19 protein-coding genes and 1 pseudogene are annotated in these 19,892 nt (G+C 63.4%); 12 read left to right on the top strand and 8 right to left on the bottom strand.

Going from position 1 to position 19,892, the window contains the following annotated elements; translation table 11 throughout:
• Positions 1-781, top strand: a 781-nt coding sequence (locus tag ABZF37_RS08795; protein WP_372718957.1) for a hypothetical protein, incomplete at its 5' end; no start/stop codon positions are given.
• 1 nt (position 782) lies between these two features.
• Entirely contained in the window at positions 783-1,916 is a 1,134-nt protein-coding gene (locus ABZF37_RS08790) for a DNA adenine methylase (protein ID WP_372718955.1), read from the top strand.
• 525 nt (positions 1,917-2,441) lie between these two features.
• On the opposite strand, the gene ABZF37_RS08785 is transcribed toward ABZF37_RS08790, so the two are convergent.
• The gene (locus ABZF37_RS08785) at positions 2,442-2,684 is read right to left on the bottom strand and encodes a type II toxin-antitoxin system RelE/ParE family toxin (RefSeq protein WP_372718953.1); all 243 of its coding nucleotides are present in this window, start codon (positions 2,682-2,684) and stop codon (positions 2,442-2,444) included.
• 50 nt (positions 2,685-2,734) lie between these two features.
• Positions 2,735-3,019: a hypothetical protein gene (locus tag ABZF37_RS08780; protein ID WP_372718952.1), complete on the bottom strand. Its 285-nt coding sequence runs from the start codon at positions 3,017-3,019 to the stop codon at positions 2,735-2,737.
• Between the two features lie 219 nt (positions 3,020-3,238).
• On the opposite strand from ABZF37_RS08780, the gene ABZF37_RS08775 reads away from it, so the two are divergent.
• Together ABZF37_RS08775 and ABZF37_RS08770 are read left to right on the top strand one after the other, a co-directional pair.
• On the top strand, positions 3,239-4,330 hold the full coding sequence (locus tag ABZF37_RS08775) for an NADH:flavin oxidoreductase/NADH oxidase (RefSeq protein ID WP_372718951.1): 1,092 nt from the start codon (positions 3,239-3,241) through the stop codon (positions 4,328-4,330).
• Between the two features lie 130 nt (positions 4,331-4,460).
• Positions 4,461-5,612, top strand: a complete 1,152-nt coding sequence (locus ABZF37_RS08770; RefSeq protein ID WP_372718949.1) for an LLM class flavin-dependent oxidoreductase — start codon at positions 4,461-4,463, stop codon at positions 5,610-5,612.
• A gap of 60 nt (positions 5,613-5,672) precedes the next feature.
• Here ABZF37_RS08770 and ABZF37_RS08765 read toward each other — a convergent pair whose 3' ends face one another.
• Both ABZF37_RS08765 and ABZF37_RS08760 read right to left on the bottom strand, forming a co-directional pair.
• The gene (locus ABZF37_RS08765) at positions 5,673-6,215 is read right to left on the bottom strand and encodes a 3-phenylpropionate/cinnamic acid dioxygenase subunit beta (protein ID WP_372718947.1); all 543 of its coding nucleotides are present in this window, start codon (positions 6,213-6,215) and stop codon (positions 5,673-5,675) included.
• Positions 6,215-7,567 carry an aromatic ring-hydroxylating dioxygenase subunit alpha gene (locus ABZF37_RS08760; RefSeq protein ID WP_372718945.1) on the bottom strand — a complete coding sequence of 451 codons (1,353 nt, stop codon included), beginning with the start codon at positions 7,565-7,567 and terminating at the stop codon, positions 6,215-6,217. The genes ABZF37_RS08765 and ABZF37_RS08760 overlap by 1 nt, the downstream gene beginning before the upstream one ends.
• A 174-nt stretch (positions 7,568-7,741) precedes the next feature.
• On the opposite strand from ABZF37_RS08760, the gene ABZF37_RS08755 reads away from it, so the two are divergent.
• Genes ABZF37_RS08755 through ABZF37_RS08720 form a run of 8 tightly spaced genes read left to right on the top strand, consistent with a single transcriptional unit; the run spans position 7,742 to position 16,483 of the window.
• On the top strand, positions 7,742-9,100 hold the full coding sequence (locus ABZF37_RS08755; protein WP_372718943.1) for a Rieske 2Fe-2S domain-containing protein: 1,359 nt from the start codon (positions 7,742-7,744) through the stop codon (positions 9,098-9,100).
• Positions 9,101-9,117: 17 nt separating this feature from the next.
• On the top strand, positions 9,118-10,605 hold the full coding sequence (locus tag ABZF37_RS08750; RefSeq protein ID WP_372718942.1) for a UbiD family decarboxylase: 1,488 nt from the start codon (positions 9,118-9,120) through the stop codon (positions 10,603-10,605).
• 28 nt (positions 10,606-10,633) lie between these two features.
• Positions 10,634-11,737 carry a WD40/YVTN/BNR-like repeat-containing protein gene (locus ABZF37_RS08745; RefSeq protein ID WP_372718940.1) on the top strand — a complete coding sequence of 368 codons (1,104 nt, stop codon included), beginning with the start codon at positions 10,634-10,636 and terminating at the stop codon, positions 11,735-11,737.
• 11 nt (positions 11,738-11,748) lie between these two features.
• Positions 11,749-12,534 (top strand): SDR family NAD(P)-dependent oxidoreductase, encoded by a 786-nt coding sequence (locus ABZF37_RS08740; RefSeq protein ID WP_372718938.1) that lies wholly within the window; start codon positions 11,749-11,751, stop codon positions 12,532-12,534.
• Between the two features lie 13 nt (positions 12,535-12,547).
• Positions 12,548-13,861: an aromatic ring-hydroxylating dioxygenase subunit alpha gene (locus ABZF37_RS08735; protein WP_372718936.1), complete on the top strand. Its 1,314-nt coding sequence runs from the start codon at positions 12,548-12,550 to the stop codon at positions 13,859-13,861.
• Complete coding sequence (locus tag ABZF37_RS08730) at positions 13,858-14,391, top strand: 3-phenylpropionate/cinnamic acid dioxygenase subunit beta (protein WP_372718934.1); 534 nt, start codon at positions 13,858-13,860, stop codon at positions 14,389-14,391. The genes ABZF37_RS08735 and ABZF37_RS08730 overlap by 4 nt, the downstream gene beginning before the upstream one ends.
• A gap of 28 nt (positions 14,392-14,419) precedes the next feature.
• Positions 14,420-16,192 (top strand): FAD-binding protein, encoded by a 1,773-nt coding sequence (locus ABZF37_RS08725; protein ID WP_372718932.1) that lies wholly within the window; start codon positions 14,420-14,422, stop codon positions 16,190-16,192.
• A 15-nt stretch (positions 16,193-16,207) separates the two neighbouring features.
• Entirely contained in the window at positions 16,208-16,483 is a 276-nt protein-coding gene (locus ABZF37_RS08720) for a ferredoxin family protein (protein WP_372718930.1), read from the top strand.
• Positions 16,484-16,524: 41 nt separating this feature from the next.
• Here the strand turns inward: ABZF37_RS08720 and ABZF37_RS08715 are convergent, their stop codons facing one another.
• The 4 genes and pseudogenes from ABZF37_RS08715 to ABZF37_RS08700 all read right to left on the bottom strand — a co-directional run.
• Positions 16,525-17,040 carry a 3-phenylpropionate/cinnamic acid dioxygenase subunit beta gene (locus ABZF37_RS08715; RefSeq protein ID WP_372718928.1) on the bottom strand — a complete coding sequence of 172 codons (516 nt, stop codon included), beginning with the start codon at positions 17,038-17,040 and terminating at the stop codon, positions 16,525-16,527.
• A complete protein-coding gene (locus ABZF37_RS08710) occupies positions 17,033-18,382 on the bottom strand; it encodes a Rieske 2Fe-2S domain-containing protein (RefSeq protein ID WP_372718926.1) in 1,350 nt (449 codons plus the stop codon). The genes ABZF37_RS08715 and ABZF37_RS08710 overlap by 8 nt, the downstream gene beginning before the upstream one ends.
• A 237-nt stretch (positions 18,383-18,619) precedes the next feature.
• Complete coding sequence (locus ABZF37_RS08705) at positions 18,620-19,438, bottom strand: ABC transporter permease (RefSeq protein ID WP_372718924.1); 819 nt, start codon at positions 19,436-19,438, stop codon at positions 18,620-18,622.
• Positions 19,425-19,892, bottom strand: a pseudogene (locus ABZF37_RS08700) (ABC transporter ATP-binding protein); the annotation flags it as partial. The pseudogene ABZF37_RS08700 and the gene ABZF37_RS08705, both read right to left, overlap by 14 nt.

The raw sequence follows: 19,892 nt of genomic DNA, 5'->3' as shown, positions 1-19,892 counted from the left end.
CGACCTTATTACTACGACGTTGAGCAACATCTTTACCATGCGCCTAATTGGAAACAAAACTCATGGCGACCTGGCTGAGATTGCGATTGCTGAGTTCATCAATCAGTACATGTACGACTTCAAGTCTGTTCATGTCGGGAAAGACCTGTATCGAGCCAAGGAACACGAAGAAGACATCAAGATCATCAACGAGATTACCAATGACGAGTTTCCCGTAAGTCTCAAGGCCTACGGGGACGGCCCTCTACAGCTCTCGACGGATAAGAACTTCCTGATGTTTCCGAAACTTCAGGAAATGGGCGTAGTCATTGAAGGGGCAAAGGCCATAGCGTCACTGTGGGCTGATCCGGTCTTCTCGGACTTTAGTGCTCTGAATGTACTCCCACTCATCTACGACGAAAAGAAACAGAGATGCAATGTGCTTGTGTTTGACCACGAGATGGCCATGCAGAGCGTCGCAAGAGTTATCTATGAAAGCGAAGGAAAGGGGCGCAAGCATCCTGTTTATCGATTTTACGATGCCGAGGGTGACTACGTTTGTGAAGTCCGCTACGGCAGCGGGACTGCCAACGCTTTGCAGCGCGGACTCTGGACGCACACACGAAATGGGCTGAAATATTTCACCAGCGCCACAGATGGCTGGATTACGTATACACACAACCCCATCTTGGTCACGCTCTTCTCGCACGCGTTGTTGTCAACCCCTGTCGGACAAGAGGCCGCCCTCGAAGAACTGAAGTCCGACGTCGAGACCCAGAAAAGCAAATCGAGCTTGGGCTGAAATGAAAGCATTGGATCTATTCGACGACTTCGCAGTTGAGACCCCCAGTACTCAGGGCGTCAAGTACGCTGGTTCGAAGCAGAAGCTTCTTCCCCATATCCTTTCTTTGGCGAGAAAGGTGAATCCAACAACAGTACTCGACGCATTTTCCGGAACCACACGCGTATCGCAGGCCTTCGCGCAATGCGGCTACACAGTTATCGCAAACGACCTCGCAGCATGGTCTGAGGTATTTGCGTCGTGTTATTTGTTGAATCAACAGTCCAAGTCTCACTACATACCACTGATTGAGCACTTGAATGGACTCGCGCCACTGGACGGTTGGTTCACGGAACACTACGGCGGTGATCCGGGGGATGGATGTTCTGTTGGACCTGATGGACTTAAAAAACCCTGGCAGCGCCACAACACGCGACGCCTCGACGCGATACGCACCGAAATCGATCGGCTTCAGGTCAGCCCGGTTGAGAGAGCGGTTCTGTTGACAAGCCTGATTCGCGCACTAGATGGGGTCGACAGCACGCTAGGACATTACGCGTCCTACTTGAACGAATGGTCTCCGCGGTCATACAAGCAACTCTTTCTCAAAGTACCTTCGCTCCTGCCAAAGACTGCGCCACATACCGTCCATCGGAGTGACATCTTTGATCTCATTCCGAAAGTTGATGTAAGTCTCGCGTACCTGGACCCACCTTACGGGTCCAACAACGAGAAAATGCCGCCTTCGCGTGTGCGTTATGGAGCCTATTATCACGTTTGGACGTCTGTAGTTCTGAACGATCAGCCACCCACCTTTGGCAAGGCCAAGCGGCGCGCAGACACCTCAGACACCCTCTCCGCATCGGTCTTTGAGGACTTCCGACGGAATGAGGCGGGTCAACTCATTGCAGTTGAGGCCATTCGGAAAACACTTACGTCAGTTCGCGCGCGGCACGTCCTTCTCTCCTATAGCTCGGGCGGCCGAGCAACTGCCGAGGAGCTCAATCGAGTCATTCTGGAGAATGGTCGGCTGCTTGAAGTTGTGGAAGTCGACTACCGTCGAAATGTTATGGCCGACATGCGCTGGACAAATGAATGGGTTCGGGACGCTGAAGCGCCAAATAGAGAGTTCCTCTTTCTAATTGAAAAAGCGTGAGGCTCAGTCCACCGTTCCAGCCTGCGTAAAAAGCGCAGCGCATTGCGCCGCATTCCTGCCAAGCCACACCATGCCCGACTAACGACACACCTGGCACCCAGACAGGACGCATTTCTTCACGATCAACACGCTGCGACGGCGTGGTTGAACACTTCTGACGCAACACATCGCCTCGCTGCGGACCAGTCTGCGCGAGGCGCGGCGTGCGCATCCATTCGCCATCCACGGCTGATTGGTTTTGCCCGATCACCTGCATTGCGTCATTGAACTGCTGCCCGGCGACGTGGCCTTCGCCACCCGTTGGCGCTTGATAAAGGGCGGCTTCTCCAGGCGCTTGCCGGCGACCAAACGGCGTTCGCCGGCGCGCGTTGCCCGTGGCGAACGCGGCATCTGGCAGGGTTGGCGCGCGGAAGCGACCGCCCTCGCACCGGTAGGCCGTATTGCACTACAAAGGCATGCGGAATGCCGGACTCGCGGCATGACCACCTAACCCGGCTTCCCAAAATTGGCCTTTGCGCTACCCGTTTACAGATCGCTCCAGTCGGCGTATCCCGCTTCGCGCTGATGGCGGATAGACAGCAGCAGCACCGCGTCGTCGGTCGCCGCGAAGTCGTACAGGACAACATAGCCAGTGCGACCGCGCGAGACGATCAGCTCGCGTAGCCCCGCCTCCACCGGGCGCCCGATCAGCGGGTGATTGCGCAATACATCAACCGCTTCCTCAATTAGGTCGACGGTTTCGACCGCGATCTGTGGGTTGGTCTCCAATAAGAAGTCTGTCAGGCGCTCGAAATCACCGAGGGCGGTTTCGGAATAAATCAGGCGCGCCAGGACTTGGCCTTCGGCCGGCGGGCGGGAGCCCCGCTGGCCTTGGCGTGCAGATATTGGTGAACCTCGTCCGCCGCGTAGCCCTTGCCGCTGTGCAATATGTCGCTTCGAGCCGCCTGGGCGGCGGCCACGAACTCGGCACGCTGCTCGGTGGCTGCGGTGGCGCCACGAATCGCCTCCAGCATGAAGGCGTGGGTGGTGATGCCCCGGGTTTTTGCCGCCGCTGCGGCACGCGCTTTAAGTTCGTCTGGCAGTTTCAGCGAAGTGGTAGTCATGTCCCGTGCCCCAGCTTATGGTGTTACCAAAGTAGCACTGCGCCGCGACGGCTTCAAATTAAGGATCGAACACCACCCGCGATACGATGCGTCACGATCCACGCCGCATTGAGCGAGCCGCCGCAAGGACCGGTAAAGCGCCGCTTGCCACGCAATTTTTCAAACGTTTGGCGAATCGTCCAGACCCGACCACCACCTCAAATCTCACAGGAATCCACCGTGTCCGCTTTGTTCCAACCCTTCACACTCAAGGACATCACCCTGCGCAACCGCATTGCGGTGCCGCCCATGTGCCAGTACTCGGCCATCGACGGCCGGGTAAACGACTGGCACCAGGTGCATCTGGCCGGGCTGGCGCGCGGTGGCGCCGGACTGGTGGTGGTGGAAGCCACCGCCGTGGCCCCGGAAGGCCGCATCACGCCCGGCTGCACCGGCATCTGGAACGACAATCTGGGACAGGCGTTCGTGCCCATCGTGAAGGCCATCAAGGCGGCCGGTGCCGTGCCGGGCATTCAGATTGCCCATGCCGGGCGCAAGGCCAGCGCCAACCGGCCCTGGGAAGGCGACGATCACATGGCCGAAGACGATCCGCGCGGCTGGCAGACCATCGCGCCCTCGGCGGTCGCGGCCGGTGCCAATCTGCCAAAACCGCCCAAGGCCATGACGCTGGAGGACATTGCCCGCGTGCGCCAGGATTTTGCCGACGCCGCGCGCCGCGCGCGGGATGCCGGCTTCGAATGGCTGGAGCTGCACTTCGCCCACGGCTATCTGGCGCAAAGCTTTTTTTCTGTGTATGCCAACCAGCGCACCGACGCGTATGGCGGCAGCTTTGAAAATCGCAGCCGTTTTCTGCTGGAAACCCTGGCCGCTGTGCGCGAGGTCTGGCCCGAACACCTGCCGCTGACGCTGCGATTTGGTGTTGTGGAATTCGATGGCCGGGATGAACAAACGCTGCCCGAGTCCATCGAACTGACTCGCCGCTTCAAGGCCGGTGGGCTGGACCTGCTCAGCGTCAGCATCGCCATCACGGCGCCGAATGCCAAGATTCCCTGGGGGCCGGGCTTTCTGGGTCCGATAGCCGGGCAGATTCGGCGCGAGGCCGCTATCCCGGTGGCCGCCGCCTGGGGTTTTGGCGAGCCGGCAGTCGCCGAAAAAGCGCTACAGAATGGACAGCTGGACCTGGTGCTGATCGGCAAGGGACATCTGGCCAACCCGCACTGGCCGTACCTGGCCGCGCGTGAGCTGAAAATCGACAACCCGGCCTGGGTGTTGCCGGCACCGTACGCGCACTGGTTGTCCGCCCTGCGCTGAGCGGGCGGTTCAGCGAGCGGCGGGACGCGGGGTGCGACGCCTGTCGTCCTACTCTGGCCACTGAATAGGCAGTCGGTTAGGCTCCGGGGAACGGAAGCAGAAACAACATGTACGCGTTGGTGGGGAAAGCATGGAACCTTTGATCGGCCTCTTTTCTGAAGCATCGGTCCGCGAGCCGCGCACCAATCACCGTCATCATTACGCCGCGCTGCTGGAGCAGATGCAGGCAGCCGACACGCTGGGCTATGACTTCTACGCCACCACGCAGTCGTATGGGCTGGACTTTGCGGAATCGACGTTTTCGGTCTCGCCCAACCCGGTAGCGCTGTTCGCCAACGCGGCGGCCCGCACCGAGCGCCTGAAATTCATGTCAGCCATCACCATTGCGCCGCTGCATCATCCGGCGATCGTGGCCTCCGACTACGCGGCACTCGATGTGCTCAGCGACGGGCGCGCCATGATCGGTATCGGCCGCGGGCATCCGTGGCTGTACGAACGGCTGGGTTACGACCAGTCCGAATCGCGCGAGCGGATGGCGGAATTCTGCACCACCACGCGACGATTGCTTGATGGTCAAGGCGAGCGGCTCGACATCAACGGCCGGTTCTGGTCGGTACGCGATTTCGAGCTGTTGCCACGTTTCGTGCAGGAAGAGCCGCCGGTTTACATGGCCTACGTCAGCGGCCCACCGAGCATCGAGAACGCAGTCCAGGCACGCTTTGGCCTGATCATTCCGAGCTATCTGCTGCTGCCGTTACCGGTCGTGCTCGATGGCGTGGGCTATTACGCGCAGCGTCACCAGGCACAGTGGGGCACGCGCGGGCGCTGGCTGCTTGGATTGCACTTCCACGCCCGTGCCGATGCCGCGCTGGCGCGTGAGGTCGGGGCTCGCTCGCTGGCCGGACAGATGGAGATTTTCGGCCGCAACATGCAAGCCTATGGAAGCAGCGTGGGCGAAGCGTACACCGCGTACCGCCAGCTTGGAGAGGTGTTCCGGGAGCTGGGCGATCCGGGGCACGTGCATGATGTGGTGATGAACGAGTTTCCGCAGCGGTTTGCAATCTGGGGCGACCGCAACGCGTGCCTGGAACGCTTCGAGGTGCTGATTGATGCGGTGCGGCCCAGCGGGCTGCTGCTGAATATTGATGCTGGTTGCATCTCGCAAGAAGACATCCATGACTCGATGCGCTACGCCGCGACCGAAATTCTGCCGGCGGTGCGTGACATGCTGCGCGCAGCGCAGGCCAAGCCACCACCGGAGCGCCCGGTGGTGCCCGGCTGAGCAAGCCGGGCGAAGCGCTTACCGTGCGATGACTCCGGTGCGCGGTATGCGGCCGGGCGGTCAGAAAAACAGGTAGAGGTTTTTGTCCAGGACCACGTGCTGGTCCAACAGTACCTCGCGCTCGGCCAGCTGCCAGCCTTGCGATGTGTCGCGCCACAGGTCCCGGCGCGCGCCGGCCAGAATCGCCACCTCGTCCTGGCGGCGGTTGCGATACACCAGAAAATGCGAATACACCCGTTGCGCCTTCGGCGTGCCCGCCTCAAACGCGCTCACATTGGTGATCAGACGCCGGATGCGGCCGGGTGGATCCTCGCCCCACACCAAGCCGGTCTCCAGGCGCCGCACGCGGTCTTCCAGGTCATTCCGGTCATCGTCGAACAGCGCCACGTCATCACGCCGTGGCGCGACACCACGCGGGTCGCGCCGATAGCGGTTCTCGCGTACCGGCAACCAGTAATGAATGTCATCGGCAAGCAGGCCGAGCCAGTCGCGAAAACGCTCCGCATCGAGCAGGCGCGCCTCGTGGTAGAGCAATTGTTCGAGCGTATAGCCGGTGTCCCGGTCAACGACATCGGTTTCGGTCAGCCATTCTTGCGGAACCATCAGGCACGCTCCCCTGCAGCCGCGTGAGTGGACAGGCCGGCAACCGCTGACCAGTCAGGGGCCACCAACAGCTGCTGCCAGAACTCGTAGAAACTGCGCTGGGCAAGCTCCGCGATGGCACCCTGGTGAACGGTGCCGGGCAGCTCCGGATGAGCCCCCCCACGCCCCAGGCCCATGCCGCTATACATCCGGCCGGCGCGCGTTACGTGGCCGCGACACACGTCAGTGGCGTACTGCATGTTCTCGGCGTCGTCACCCTCGAACAGGCCCGCCGTGCCGAAAGTTTTCATATGGCAATGGCGGGTTGCCTCTTTCACCTCGCCAGGCATGTCGCGGTACGCCAGCGCCCATATCCAGACTTCTATTTCCGCCGGTCCACGTGGGTGCCAAACCCGAAACGTGTTGACCCCCATCGGCAACGCCGAGAAATTTGGAAAAACATTCAGGTTGCAGTGGGAGCCGAAAAATCGTGAGCGCCAATCCCCCAGTCGCTCGCGCACTACCGGCCGCTGCTCGGTCAACCAGGCGGCGGTGACTTCCGGTTGGTCGTGCAGGGCGATGCCCGAATAGCCATCGTCGAGCAACGAGAAGCCGTGGCCGTGATTGGTCGCGACATGCAGTCCATCGGTCGCCACGGAGTTTTGCGTGGTGTTGCCCTGCATACCGCCGACATGAGGGTCCTTGGCCATCGTCATCAGCGCCGCGGCGTGCGTCCAGCCAACGTGATAACCATCCCCGGCAAAGTTCTCTGCCGGGAGTTTCCAGTTACACGGCAGGCGGTACTTCATCGGCCCGCCGAGAAACTCCGTGCCACCGGGCACGGCATCGACGTAGGTGTCCAGATACCACGCCATCTCGCCAAGGTAGTCGGCCAGCGAGGGCGCCTGCGGGTCAAAGCAGCCGAACACAAATCCCTTGTAGCTGGCCACCTGGGCAACTTGCATCAGGCCAAGCTCGGCCTTGGGCAGCGCTCCGCGGTAGACCTCGGCCTCCAGCGGCACCGCCGCCAGCGATCCATCGATTCCGTAGCTCCAGCCGTGGTAGTTACACGTAAACGCGCGGGTATTGCCGCTGTCGGCGTGGCACAGCACATTGCCGCGGTGCTGGCAGGAGTTGATGAAGGCGCGGATCGACGCGTCGGCCTGGCGCACGACCAGTACCCGGTCCTCACCCATCAGCGCGGTCTGAAAGTCGCCGGAGTTCGGGATCAGGGACTCGTGGGTGAGGAACAGCCAGCAGCGGGCGAACACGCGTTCGAGCTCCAGCCGGTAGATCGCTTCGTCGTGAAAAATGCGCCGACTCTGGAATCCATGGGCGGTATCGACGAGACCTGCAAGTTCCCTTTGCTCCATGGCGTGTACTCCTCCTTAGACTTTCTGGTTGTACTGACCGCTCGGTCATGGTAAACCAACAAACAGTCCGAAAAAGTGCAGCAATTTCGGGCAAGGCGCGCTAGCAGCGCAGCCGGCGGGCCGCCCCCACGCGGCGCGGGCACTGACAAAACCTATATCGACGAGGAGTCCGCGATGCCCGCCGAACCGATCGCCTCCAGCGCAGTGCTAACGCGCGACGGGGTATTCGAGGTCGCGCGCAGCCTGTTTACTGATCCCGCCCTGCATGCCCTTGAAATGCGAGCGATTTTCGAAGGTACCTGGCTGTACCTGTGCCACGAGAGCCAGATCGCCAGACCGGGCGATTGGTTCACCACCCACATGGGCCGCCAGCCGGTGGTCATCGTGCGTGGGCAGGACCAAAAGGTACGCGGCTTCATCAACGCCTGTGCGCACCGCGGCGCGATGCTGTGCCGCACCCGCAAGGGCAACAGCAAGTTCCTCACGTGTCCGTACCACGGCTGGGTGTATGGCAACGATGGACGCAATGTCCAGATCAAGGACCATTCCTCGGGCGCCTACCCGTCTGCCTTCGAGGCGCAATCCCACGATCTGACCGCCATCCCCAAACTCACCTCCTATCGCGGCTTCGTGTTCGGTTCTCTGAACCCTGAGGTCGCCTCGCTCGCCGAGCACCTGGGCGATGCCAGCGTGTTCATCGACCTGCTGGTCGACCAGTCTGCGGATGGCCTGGAGGTGCTGCCCGGCGCCTCCAGCTACGTGAACCGCGGCAACTGGAAGCTACAGCCCGAGAACGGACTCGATGGCTACCACTTCACCACGGTCCACGCGAACTACCTCGCCATGATGGCGCGCCGCGCGCCGCAGGGCGGCGAAGTGCGTCGCTCCTATGACGACTCACTCGCCGCACGCGCCAGCGGCTGGTACGAATTTGCGCACGGTCACGGCGTGATGTGGGCCACCTATCCACGCCCCGAGGCGCGCCCGGTTTGGGACTGGCGCGCGGACATCGAACAGCGCATGAGCCCACAGCGCGCGCGCTGGATCCTGCACCATCAGCGCAATGTTCTGATCTACCCGAACCTGCTGCTGCAGGACAACGCATCCACCCAGATCCGCGTCATCCGACCACTGGACGTGGCGTCCTGCGAGGTCAGCATCTACGCCGTTGCCCCGGTTGGCGAGAGCCCCGCGGCACGCACCTTGCGGCTGCGCCAGTACGAGGATTTCTTCAACGCCACCGGTGTGGCGACGCCGGACGATCTGCTAGTGTTCGAGGCCTGTCAACAGGGCTTTGCGGGCTCCCTGGCGGCCTGGCAACAGGGTTACGCACGCGGCGGCACGCGCATTCACGCTGGCCAGGACCAGCACGCGCGGGCACTGGGTATCCATCCGCTCGCCTGGGGCGACGATTTTCAGGACGAGAGCATGCTGCACGGGCAGTTTCGTCAGTGGGTACACCTGCTCGAAAAGGTAGCCAAACCCAGCGCGCGGCACGCCGCCCCGCTGCCGGGAAAGCATCTGGTTTCTTGAAGGTAGGAGGAAAACTCATGGGTGCACATACCGATCAAAGGACCTTCATCAAGGCATTAGCCAATGCCGACGAATTGCTCCGTGTGGAGCGCGAGGTCGATTGGAACCTGGAGGCCGGCGCTGTCAGTCGACTGGCCTGCGAACGAAGAGCGCCAGCGCCACTATTCGTCAACGTCAAGGATTATCCAGGCGCCGAACTCGTGGCCGTGCTACTCGGGCCCGGATGTGCGGGCATCCATTCCCGCGTCGCGATTGCGCTGGGCCTGCCGCCGGACATCCATCCGCTTGACCTCATCGAAGAGGTGCGCATACGCCTGAAAAAGCCGCTACCCCCGGTACGCGCCAAACGCCAGCAGGCCCCGTGCAAGGAGATCGTCATCACCGATCCGGGGCAGCTCGACCTGAGGCAATTTCCAATGCCCTGGATCAAGAGCATCGACGGCGGCCGTTACGTCGGCACCTGGGACATTGTGGTCACCAAGGATCCGGAGAATGGCTGGACCAATTGGGCGACCTACCGCTGCCAGTACAAGGACCCACAACACTTCAACATCTTGCTGCTGCCGTCGGAACAGCACGGCGGCGGCATGTTTCGCAAGTATGAGGCGGCCGGCAAACCCATGCCGATCGCGCTGGTCATTGGCGCTGACCCGTCCGTGCACTTGGCCGGCATGACGCCGCTGGGGTACGGCGAATGCGAGGCGGATGCCGCCGGCGGGCTACGCCAGTCGCCGGTACCGGTAGTCAAATGCGAGACTTCGGATCTGGAGGTGCCAGCCGACGCCGAGATCGTCATCGAGGCCGAGGTGCTGCCCGGTGTGCGAGGACCCGAAGGACCGTTTGGCGAGTTCACTGGCCACTCGGTGCCACAGGGCCAGAGTCCCGTGGCACGCGTGACCTGCATTACTCATCGGCGCAATCCGGTGTTCCCCATGGCCAACATGGGCAAGCCCTGGGACGACTGTGCCGCGGGCATGTCGATCATGCTGGCGGCGGCAGCGCGCAACCGGCTTGAGCGCGATGGCCTCCCGGTGAAGTCCATATACTGTTTTCCCCCGATCCTGCCGGTGGTGGCGGTGAAACCCGAACTCGGACTCACCAAGCGCATCGTGGGCTCATTGATGGCGGGCGCACGGATGTTTCTGACCAATACCGGCATCATCTTCGTGGACGAGGATGTCGACGTCACCAACGTCCAGGACGTGATGTGGGCGATGGCGACGCGCTTGCACCCATCGCGCTTCGAGGTGGTTCCAAACGTGCCGGCCAACTCGCTGGTGCCGTATCTGGAACCTGAGGAGCGTGAACGCCATCTCACCTCCCAGTGGGTAATGGATGCGACCTTCCCGGCGCACTGGCCGCCTGAGTACCGAGCACGTCACTCGGTCATATCAGACTTTTCTCACGGCTGGTCCGAAGACGTAAAAGCCAAGGTACTCGCTAACTGGGCGGACTATGGCTACGGCACCACGCCGACGGTCAGCCCACTACGAGCGACCGCGTGAGCACGGGATAAAAACAGGAGGGTTGGACATGATATTGGTGGGGACACGCGCCGGTCTGTTCCGGGTCAGCGATACACATGGTCAGTGGTCGGCCGAGCGCCTGCTCGCCACCGACAAGCCGATCATGAGCCTGGCGGTCGACGCGAGCGGCGAAAAGATCTACATCGGTTTCTACCAGGGCGGTATGTGCGCGAGCCGCGACGCAGGTCGCTCCTGGCGACCAATCGGCGCCAACCTGCCGTACCAGGACGTGCGCACGCTGGCGCTGCACCCTGATGACCCGGACACGGTCTATGCCGGCACCGAGCCGGCAGCGCTTTACGTGTCACGCGACAACGGCCAGCGCTTCGAGGAACTCACCGCCGTGCGCACGCACCCGGCCGCCAAGGACTGGGCGTTTCCGATCCGTCCCAAGCTCGGACATGTGCGCACGCTGGCCTTTCATCCGGACGATCCGCAGACCTTCTACGTCGGTATCGAGGTCGGTTCCCTGCTCAAGACCACGGACGGCGGGCAGACCTTCGTCGAGGCGCCGGATTGCGGACACGACATCCACCGCGCCCTGGTGCTGGAAGATCCGGCCCGCACGGTGCTGGTGACCACCGGTCTGGACACCAATGCCTACAAGCGCACCGGTTACGAGGGCCTGTTTCGCAGTGGCAACGGCGGCGCCAATTACCTGCAATCCAACACCGGCCTTGGCGCCTACAAGTACTGCGAGGACGCCATCTGCGCCGAACCTGGGCGCCCGCAGCGGGTGTACCTGGCCACCGCCAGGGGCATTCCGCCGTACTGGGCCTCGATGACACGCATGGTGCTTGGTGCGGCGCTGGGGCACTTTGCCTACTTTGTGACGCCTTCGCGCCTGCGACGGCGCAGCGGTGCCGAGGTGGTGCTTTCCGCCAGCGACGACGGCGGTGCGAACTGGCAACGGCTCGAAACCGAAGGCCTGCCGACGCCGCTGTTCGATATGGTGTGGGCCCTGGCCGTGGCGCCCGACCCCGGCCGGCCACAGCTGTATCTGGGCACCACCGGCGGTGATCTGTACCTGGGCGAGCCAGGCGGGCAGTCCTGGCGCAAGGCGCTGTCCGGGCTGCCGGTCATCACCCAGCTGCACGCCCTCGCCGCCTGAGAAGCCGGGCCATGGAACGGCAAGCAGCACCCGTCACGCTGGTTACCGGGGGCACCTACGGCATTGGCCGGGCGATCACGCTGACGCTGGCCGCGCAGGGACACACGGTGTGTGCCTGCGGGCTTGAGGCGCGCCAGGTGGGCAGCATTGCCGAGGCTGGCATCGCCGGCACTGCGGCCGAGCTGGCGCAGCGTCAGCTCAGCGCCGACCTGGCCGAGGTGGATGTGGCCGACGGCGCGCAGGTGCGGGCCTGGGTTGCCGGGGTGTTGAGCCGTCACGGCCGCATAGACGCACTGGTCAACAATGCGGCCATCCACCCGCGCGGCGACGTCACGCAAACCGACGAGGCGCTGTGGGATCACGTCATCGGCGTGAACCTGAAGGGGGTTTTTCTCACCTGTCGGGCCGTGATTCCGGCCATGCGCGCGGCCGGCGGCGGGGCCATCGTCAACATTGGCTCGGGCGCGGGCTGGGGCAAGCCGGATCTGGCGGCCTATAGTGCCAGCAAGGGCGGTGTGTTCGCGCTGTCCGCGGCCATGGCCTGGGATCATCTGGACGATCACATCCGCGTCAACGTGGTCGTACCCGGCGGAACGCACTCGGGTATGACCGGGCTCGGCAGCGTGCCGGCTTTCGAGCGCCTGGCCAGCCGCACCGCCACCGGCCGGGTGACCGAGCCTCAGGACATTGCGAACGCGGTCGCCTTCCTGCTCTCTGACGCCGCGACACAGATATCCGGCACCGTGCTCGACGTGGGCTGTTTTTCCCACCAGGGTGGCCGACCCCTACTCGCCTGAAAAGGACAACGTCATGGACCTCGCTGACCTTAAAACACGGGCGCTAGTCGACCCTGAGCGCGGCCTCGTCAGCCGTGAAATATTCGTTGATCCAACGCTTTACGCCGCAGAGCTAGAACGTATCTTCGCCACGCAGTGGCTGTTCGTCGGCCACGTCAGCCAGGTGCGCCGCCCAGGTGACTTTGTGGTTTCGCGCATGGGTGAGGAATCGGTACTGCTGGTGCGCGACGTGGATGGCGAGCTGCACGTGTTCCTGAATTCATGCCGCCATCGCGGCATGCAGGTGTGCCGCTACGACCAGGGCAACGCCAGCGAGTTTGCCTGTCCGTACCACGGCTGGACCTATGACACCAAAGGCCGCCTGGGCGCCGTGCCGGCGCTGCGCGAGGGTTACTTCAGCGAGCTGGAACTGGCCGAATGGGGTCTGGTCGAAGCGCGGGTTGCGGAGCTCAAGGGCAGCATCTGGGCCTGCTGGGACGCTGCCACGCCGGGTCTTGAGGATTGGCTGGGCGACGCGCGGATCTGGATCGAGGAGTTCTTCACTGTGCCGGATGTCGGGGTCGGGGAACTGGAACTGATCGCCGGCGTGCAGAAGTGGACCCTGCCGTGCAACTGGAAATTCGGCGCCGAGAATTTCTCCGGCGACAACTACCACAACGTCAGCCACGCCTCGGTGGACCAGCTGGCGCTGTCGCCCAGCGGCAAGGCCGGGCGCCACCAGTACGACGCCATTCCGCAAAAGCCGGTGCTGCAAAACATTGCCTACGCGGCGACTGGCCACTCCGGACGTGGTGCGCTGTATCCGCCGGGTTTCGATTTTCTGTCCGCCTACGCCGCCGTACCGGAACTGCACGCGTATTACCGGCGCGCTTACGCCGCGCGCGAGCAACAGCTTGGCGAGCGCGCCCGCATGGTGCCCCACGGCGGCACCATCTTTCCGAATATGTCCTTCTCGAACGGCCGCACCAGCATCGCGCTATGGCATCCGGCCGGGCCCGAGACCTGCGAGGTATGGCGCTTCTACTTCGTCCCCGAGTACGCGCCGGCGGCGGTCAAAGACCACCTGCGCCGCTACGTCATCCGCTACCAGGGGCCATCGGGCCTGACCGAAGAGGACGACATGGAGAACTGGAACCTCGCCCACCGGGCCAGTCGCGGCACCATCGCGCGGCGCCATCCCTATCACATGGCAATGGGCCTTGGGCATGAGTTGGCGGCCGGCAGCGAGCCGTGGATCGCGCGCGGCGGTACCGTCATGGAAGGCGTGTCCGAGCAGAACCAGCGCGGCTACTACCGGCGCTGGGCACAGCTGATGGGCGTACTGTGAGCGGCCCGGACAACGCCGCCCTGGCGCGTTTGCTGCGGGCACGCGAGGCTGAAGAGTTCCTGTACCGCGAAGCTGGCTTGCTGGACCGGCGCGAGTTCACCGCCTGGCTGGACCTGCTCGCCGACGACGTGCGCTATTTCATGCCGCTGCGGCGCAATGTGCCCTCGCTGGCACCCGCTGAGGAATGGACGCGCGAAGGCCAGGATGTTGCCTGGTTCGACGAGGGCAAGGACGTGCTCGCCATGCGCGTGACGCAGCTGCACACCGGCGTGCACTGGGCGGAGGAGCCACCCTCGCGTACCTGCCACCTGGTCTCGAACGTACTGCTGATGGACGACAGCGGCCCGGAGTGGGAGGTACACAGCCATTTCATCTTTTACCGCAGCCGCATGGAGCGCGAGACCGACCTGCTGGCTGGCCGCCGCGAAGACGCGCTGCGCCCGACACCGCAGGGCCTGCGCCTGGCGCGCCGCCGCGTCCTGATTGACCACAACGTCCTGCCGATCAAGAACCTGACCAATTTTTTCTGATAACGCCCCCGCGGCAGGAGACAGAGCAATGTCCGACTACGATCCCGTGAACGTGAACGTGGACGTGCTGGTGATCGGCGGCGGCCTCGGCGGTTGCCGGGCGGCACTGCGCGCGCGGGAACTGGGCGCCTCGGTGGCGCTGGTCGAAAAAGCCCAGGTCGCCCGCGCCGGTCCCATGACCTACGTGCACTCGCAATTCGCCCCGGACCGCCTGCTGGAAGGCGATGAACTCAACACCTGGGTGGAAGAGTTCGTGGTCGGCTCGAACTACCTGGCCGACCAGGACTGGACGGCAATGTTTCTGCGTGACGCCTACTTCCGCTTCCGTGAGCTGATCGACATGGGCGTGCCCTACGCGCGCAGCCCCGACGGCAATCTCAAGTACGTGAAGGTGCGCGGCCACAAGATCGGCACCACGCTGGGTGCCGATGGGCGGGCCTGCATGGAGGTGATGCGCAAGGCAATGAAGCGCGCGCGGGTTCGGTTGTTCGAGAAGGTGGCGAGTCTGGACCTGCTCACGCTCGATGGCCTGCACCCGACCAAGGAGGGCGTGTGCGGCGCGGTCGGCGTGCACGTGCAGACCGGTGTACCGCACGTGTTTCGCGCCAAGGCGGTGCTGCTGTGCACCGGGCCCTTCTACCCGCGCATGCATTACGCCTTTTCCGACCACATCCCCGGCGACGGACACCGCATGGCCTACCGCGCGGGCGCCGAGCTGGCCGGCATGGAGTTTGGCCAGTTCGCTGCCTGGAGTTATTTCAACAAGACGTTCTTCACGCCCGGCCAGGCCAAGATTCAGGGCATTGGCGCGCACTTCAAGAACCGCCTGGGCGAACGCTTCATGAGCGGCTACGACCCGATCTGGGGTGAGCAGACCGGCCTGATCCAGATGGCGCGGGGCATCATTACCGAAAACATCGAAGGGCGTGGCCCCTGTTACGTGGACATGCGTCACGTGCCCACCGCGGACATTGAGATGCTGTATCAGGTGGCGCCGACCGTGGGGCGCGCATTCAAGGAATTTGGCGTCGACCCGGCGCGCGACACGCTGACTGTTAACCCGATGATGGTGCTGGCCAGCAACAGCTCGTCGGGCCTGCGCATCGGACTTGACGGCGAGACCAACGTGCCCGGGCTGTACGCCGCAGGTGCGTGCACCTGCCTGCCGCATATGATGGCGGGCATCTCCGGCAGCGCCATTTCGAGTGCCTCGCTGGTGACCGGCTACCGGGCTGCCGGTGCCATGGCGGCGCGCGCCGCGAGTCTTGGGCGCCTGCCGCGCAATACGCGCCAGGTGGACGACGCCATCTCCGCTTTCTATGCGCCGCGCCACAAGTTCCGGCTGACGCGCCCAGCCGACGCCCACCTCGAAATCGGCCGCGTGACCGGCGAGGCGACCTTCGCGCTGTTCAAGAACGCTGCCCGTATCCAGCACGTACGCGAGGAACTGGCCCGCATCGAGGCCGACCTGTTACCCAAGGTGTATGCCCCTGACCTGCACGAACTGGTCAAGGCGCACGACGCGCGCACCTATCTGGAAGTTTGCAAGCTGGTCACCAGCGCCATGCTGGAGCGCACCGAGAGCCGCGCCGAGCTGTTCCGCGCCGACTATCCGTTCCGGGATAACGACCGCTGGCTGAAGTGGTTGATGTTGAGCGCGCCAGGGGAGGATCTGGCCGCGCCGCCGCGAGTCACGCATTGGGATCTGCCCTTCGAGCGCTGGCCCATCAAGCCTCCGCGCGGCATCGAGCCGTCCACATACGGCGTGCCAGAACGCTTTCGCGAAGCCCAGAGCGCCTGAAGGAGACCACTGACCATGATCGAGAAAATAGACTACGCCATCTGCGACGGCTGCAATGCCTGTATCGACGCCTGCCCGACCGGCGTGCTGACCCTGGAGGAAGTGGGCGAGCCGTGGAATCCGATCGGCCCGCCGGGCTGGAAGGCAGTGATCCGCTACCCCAACGACTGCCACAGCTGTCGCCTGTGTGCCATCGACTGCCACGTGGACTGCATCACGGTGAACCACGGCCTGCGCATCCCCGACCCCTATCTGGGCTATGAGCACTTGTCGGAGGCGAAAACCGCCTGAATCTCACATTCCGGGCGCCGCGCGCCCCCCCACGGCGGGACCTATAACAGGCAGTTCAGGTTGCGCATGCGGATGACGTTCTGGGTGGTGTGAATCTCCCGCCGGGCCAGGCGAAAGCCGCCATTACCGTCGCCGCGCAGCAGGTCCACGCGCCGCGCGGTGAGGATCTCGTCCTCGTCATACAGGCGGTTGCGGGTGAGTTGCACGGTGGAATGGACGCGATACTCGCCCGCGGTTGCGGTCGGCTCCACCTCGACATTGCTGACGATGCGGCAGGTCCGCGGCGGCGGGTCCATGGACGGCACGCCGGGACGCTTCAGGCGCTCCACCCGCAGACGCAGCGAGCCGAAATCGTCGTCGAAATGATCGGTGTCGACCGCGTGCCTGCGCTGTTCGCGTTTGTAGCGGCTGCGCTGGGCCGGCATGCCGTAATGGATGTCCTGCGCGACCAGCAGGTGCCAGTCGTCGTAACGGTCCTCGTCGAGCAGCCGGGCCTCTCGGAACAGGAACTGCTGGATCGCGAACCAGGTTTCGAACGCAACCGCGGCATCAGCCATGACTCGCCTCCCGCAGCGGCGTGTTGTCGCCCGTGAAGCGCCGCGGCGCCAGCGGAATCTGCGCCCAGCTTTCGGCGCGCATGAACTCCTGCCAGCGCTGGTAAAAGCCGCGGAAGCAGTTGTCCGAGATGCGCTGGTCCACGCGACCGGGGAAGGTCGGATCGTCATGCCGTTCGTGCCCCAGGCCCATGGCGTAATGTGAGTCGAACTTGCGGTTGGCCACGCCACGCAGCGCCTTGCTCATGTTCTCCATGTTGTTGCAGTCGTCCGTCTCGAACATCCCCGACGTGCCAAGCATGCGGGCGTTGAAACGTACCATCTCGCGCTTGAGCTCGTCCGGCAGGTTTTTCTCAACCACCGTCCACATCCACAGCTCGCACTCGTCCGGTCCCTTGGGATGGATGATCCGAAACGTAAACCCGGGCACGAACATGAAGGTGGGAAACAAGCCGCCGTCGATGGACGACCCGACGAACCAGGCCCGCGGTTCGCCCAGGTGCTCGATGTACCGCGGCCGGCTGGCGTTGGCGAATTTCAGCCACGGTTCGGGATCGTAGAAAAGTGAGTACTGGCCCTGACCGTCCAGGTTGGCGTTCCAGCCGTGGCCGTTGACGGTGGCCGACAGCGTCTGGCCTTGCAGGTCGCTGCCTTCCTCGACGCCGATCTGCATGTCGCGGCCAGCCGAGCAGATCTGTACCGACAAGCCGTGCGCCGCGAGCACGTGGTAGGTGTCGGAGATGATGTTCTCGGCCGCGATCTTCCAGTTGCAACGCAGCGTCATGCGCATGGTGCCACCGAGAAACTCGACCCCGCCCGGCTGCGGGTCGAATACCGCATCCAGGTACCAGGCGAAGTCCCCCAGAAAATCCGACAAGGTCGGCGCGGCCGGATCGAAGTTGCCGAAATACAGTCCCTTGTAGGACTCGACGCGGATCGACTTGAGCCCCCAGCTGGCCTTGTCGAGCTCGCCATAGTAGGCATCGCCCTCGCGCGGCACATCCACCAGCGCACCGTCGGCGCCAAAGGTCCAGCCGTGATAGGTGCAGGTGAAGTGTTTGGCGTTGCCCTCCTCCGCCAGGCACAGCAGCGTGCCCCGGTGGGTGCAGACATTCAGGAACGCCGCCACGCTGCCGTCCACCTGACGGATGACCAGCACCGGGTCTTCACCCATGAAGGTGGTCAGAAAATCACCGGGATTGGGAAGCTGCGTGTCATGGGCCAGAAACAGCCATGAACGGTCGAAAATGCGTTCAAGTTCCTGCCGGTATAACGCCGGGTCGGCGAATATTTCGCGCCTTACCAGCCCTTCATCGGCCCGCACCAAGTCGTCGAGCTTATCCATAGCTCCTCCTGATCTATTGTTTTTTCGACACCCTTCCCAGTCAGTCTATATATATGTGTGTTGCCGTTAGCCCACGGGTACGGGCAAGCATGACCCATGGGGGCACAGCGCGACAGTGTTCAAGAATACTCCTTAGCCGGAGCCGAATCGTGACGCAGGGCAAGCTTAAACCACCCGCCTGCCAGGTCACGCACGCGACGCCCCGGCGCCCTGGATACGGCACAAACGACCGGCGCTTCAGGCCTTGATGCCCACGCCGCGCTGCATCAGCCACAGTGCCCACCCACCCAGCGCAGTGGTCAGGACCAGCAGCAGCGCCAGTCCGTTGAGCACTGGAATGTCCGAACTGCCCAGGATGGCGTAACGAAAGCCATCCACCAGATACAGCACCGGGTTGGCCAGCGACAGCGTGCGCCACAGTGGTGGCAGCAGGTCCACCGAATAGAACACTCCGCCCAGATAGGTCAGGGGCGTGAGCACGAAAGTCGGCACGATCGAGATGTGATCGAAGCTGTTCGCAAACACCGCGTTGATGAACCCGGCCAGTGCGAACAGCACCGCCGTGATCACGGCAAACAGCAGCGTCAGGCCCAGGTGCGCGATGGAGAAATCGACCAGCGCGAAGGCCACCGCGGACACCAGCACCGCCGTGAGCAGCGCCCGCACCACCGAGCCGGCGACGTAGCCGGCCAGGATCAGCCAGTTGGGAATCGGCGCCACCAGCAGTTCCTGCACGAAGCCCTGCATCTTGGCGGCGAAGAACGACGACACCACATTGCCGTAGGCGTTGGTGATGACCGACAACATCACCAGCCCAGGCACGATAAAGGCGATGTACTCGTGCCCGCCCATGGGGCCAATGCGCCGGCCAATCAGATGGCCGAAGATCATCAGATACAGCGTGGTGGTGATTACCGGAGGCAGCAGCGTTTGCGCCCAGATGCGCAGAAAGCGGCGCACTTCCTTGGTCACCAGCGTCCGAAAAGCGCCCCACCAACGCAGCCGGCGCTGTGCCGGTACGCCGCTCGCGTAAGCCGGTTCGTTAAACGCGGTCACGTTGCGCCTGCACCATCCGCACAAAGAATTCTTCCAGCCGATTAGCCTTGTTCTTCAGGCCGAGCACCTCGATGCCGCTACGGTTCAGGGCGTCGAACACGGCGTTCAACCGACCGTCCCTGGGCACGTCAACTTCCAGTTCCTGCGCGCCGCTGCGGCGAAAGGTGAAACCGGGCAACTCGGGCAGCCGTTCGCCCCCGCTCACCGTGAGCACAAAGGTCTCCTGGTGCAGGCGCGCCAGCAGATCGGACACCAGGCCGTCTTCCACGATGCGGCCATGGTTGATCATCGCCACGCGCCGGCACAGGGTTTCGGCTTCTTCCAGATAGTGCGTGGTCAGGATGATGGTGGTGCCAGCGAGGTTCAGCTCGCGCAGAAACTCCCACATGTCCCGCCGCAATTCGATGTCCACCCCGGCCGTGGGCTCGTCCAGAATCAGCAGCGGCGGCTCGTG

The sequence above is a fragment of the Immundisolibacter sp. genome (assembly GCF_041601295.1).
Classification (GTDB): Bacteria; Pseudomonadota; Gammaproteobacteria; order Immundisolibacterales; family Immundisolibacteraceae; genus Immundisolibacter.
The sequence above is the reverse complement of the archived record's forward strand: the minus strand, read 5'-3'. Positions and strand labels throughout refer to the sequence as shown.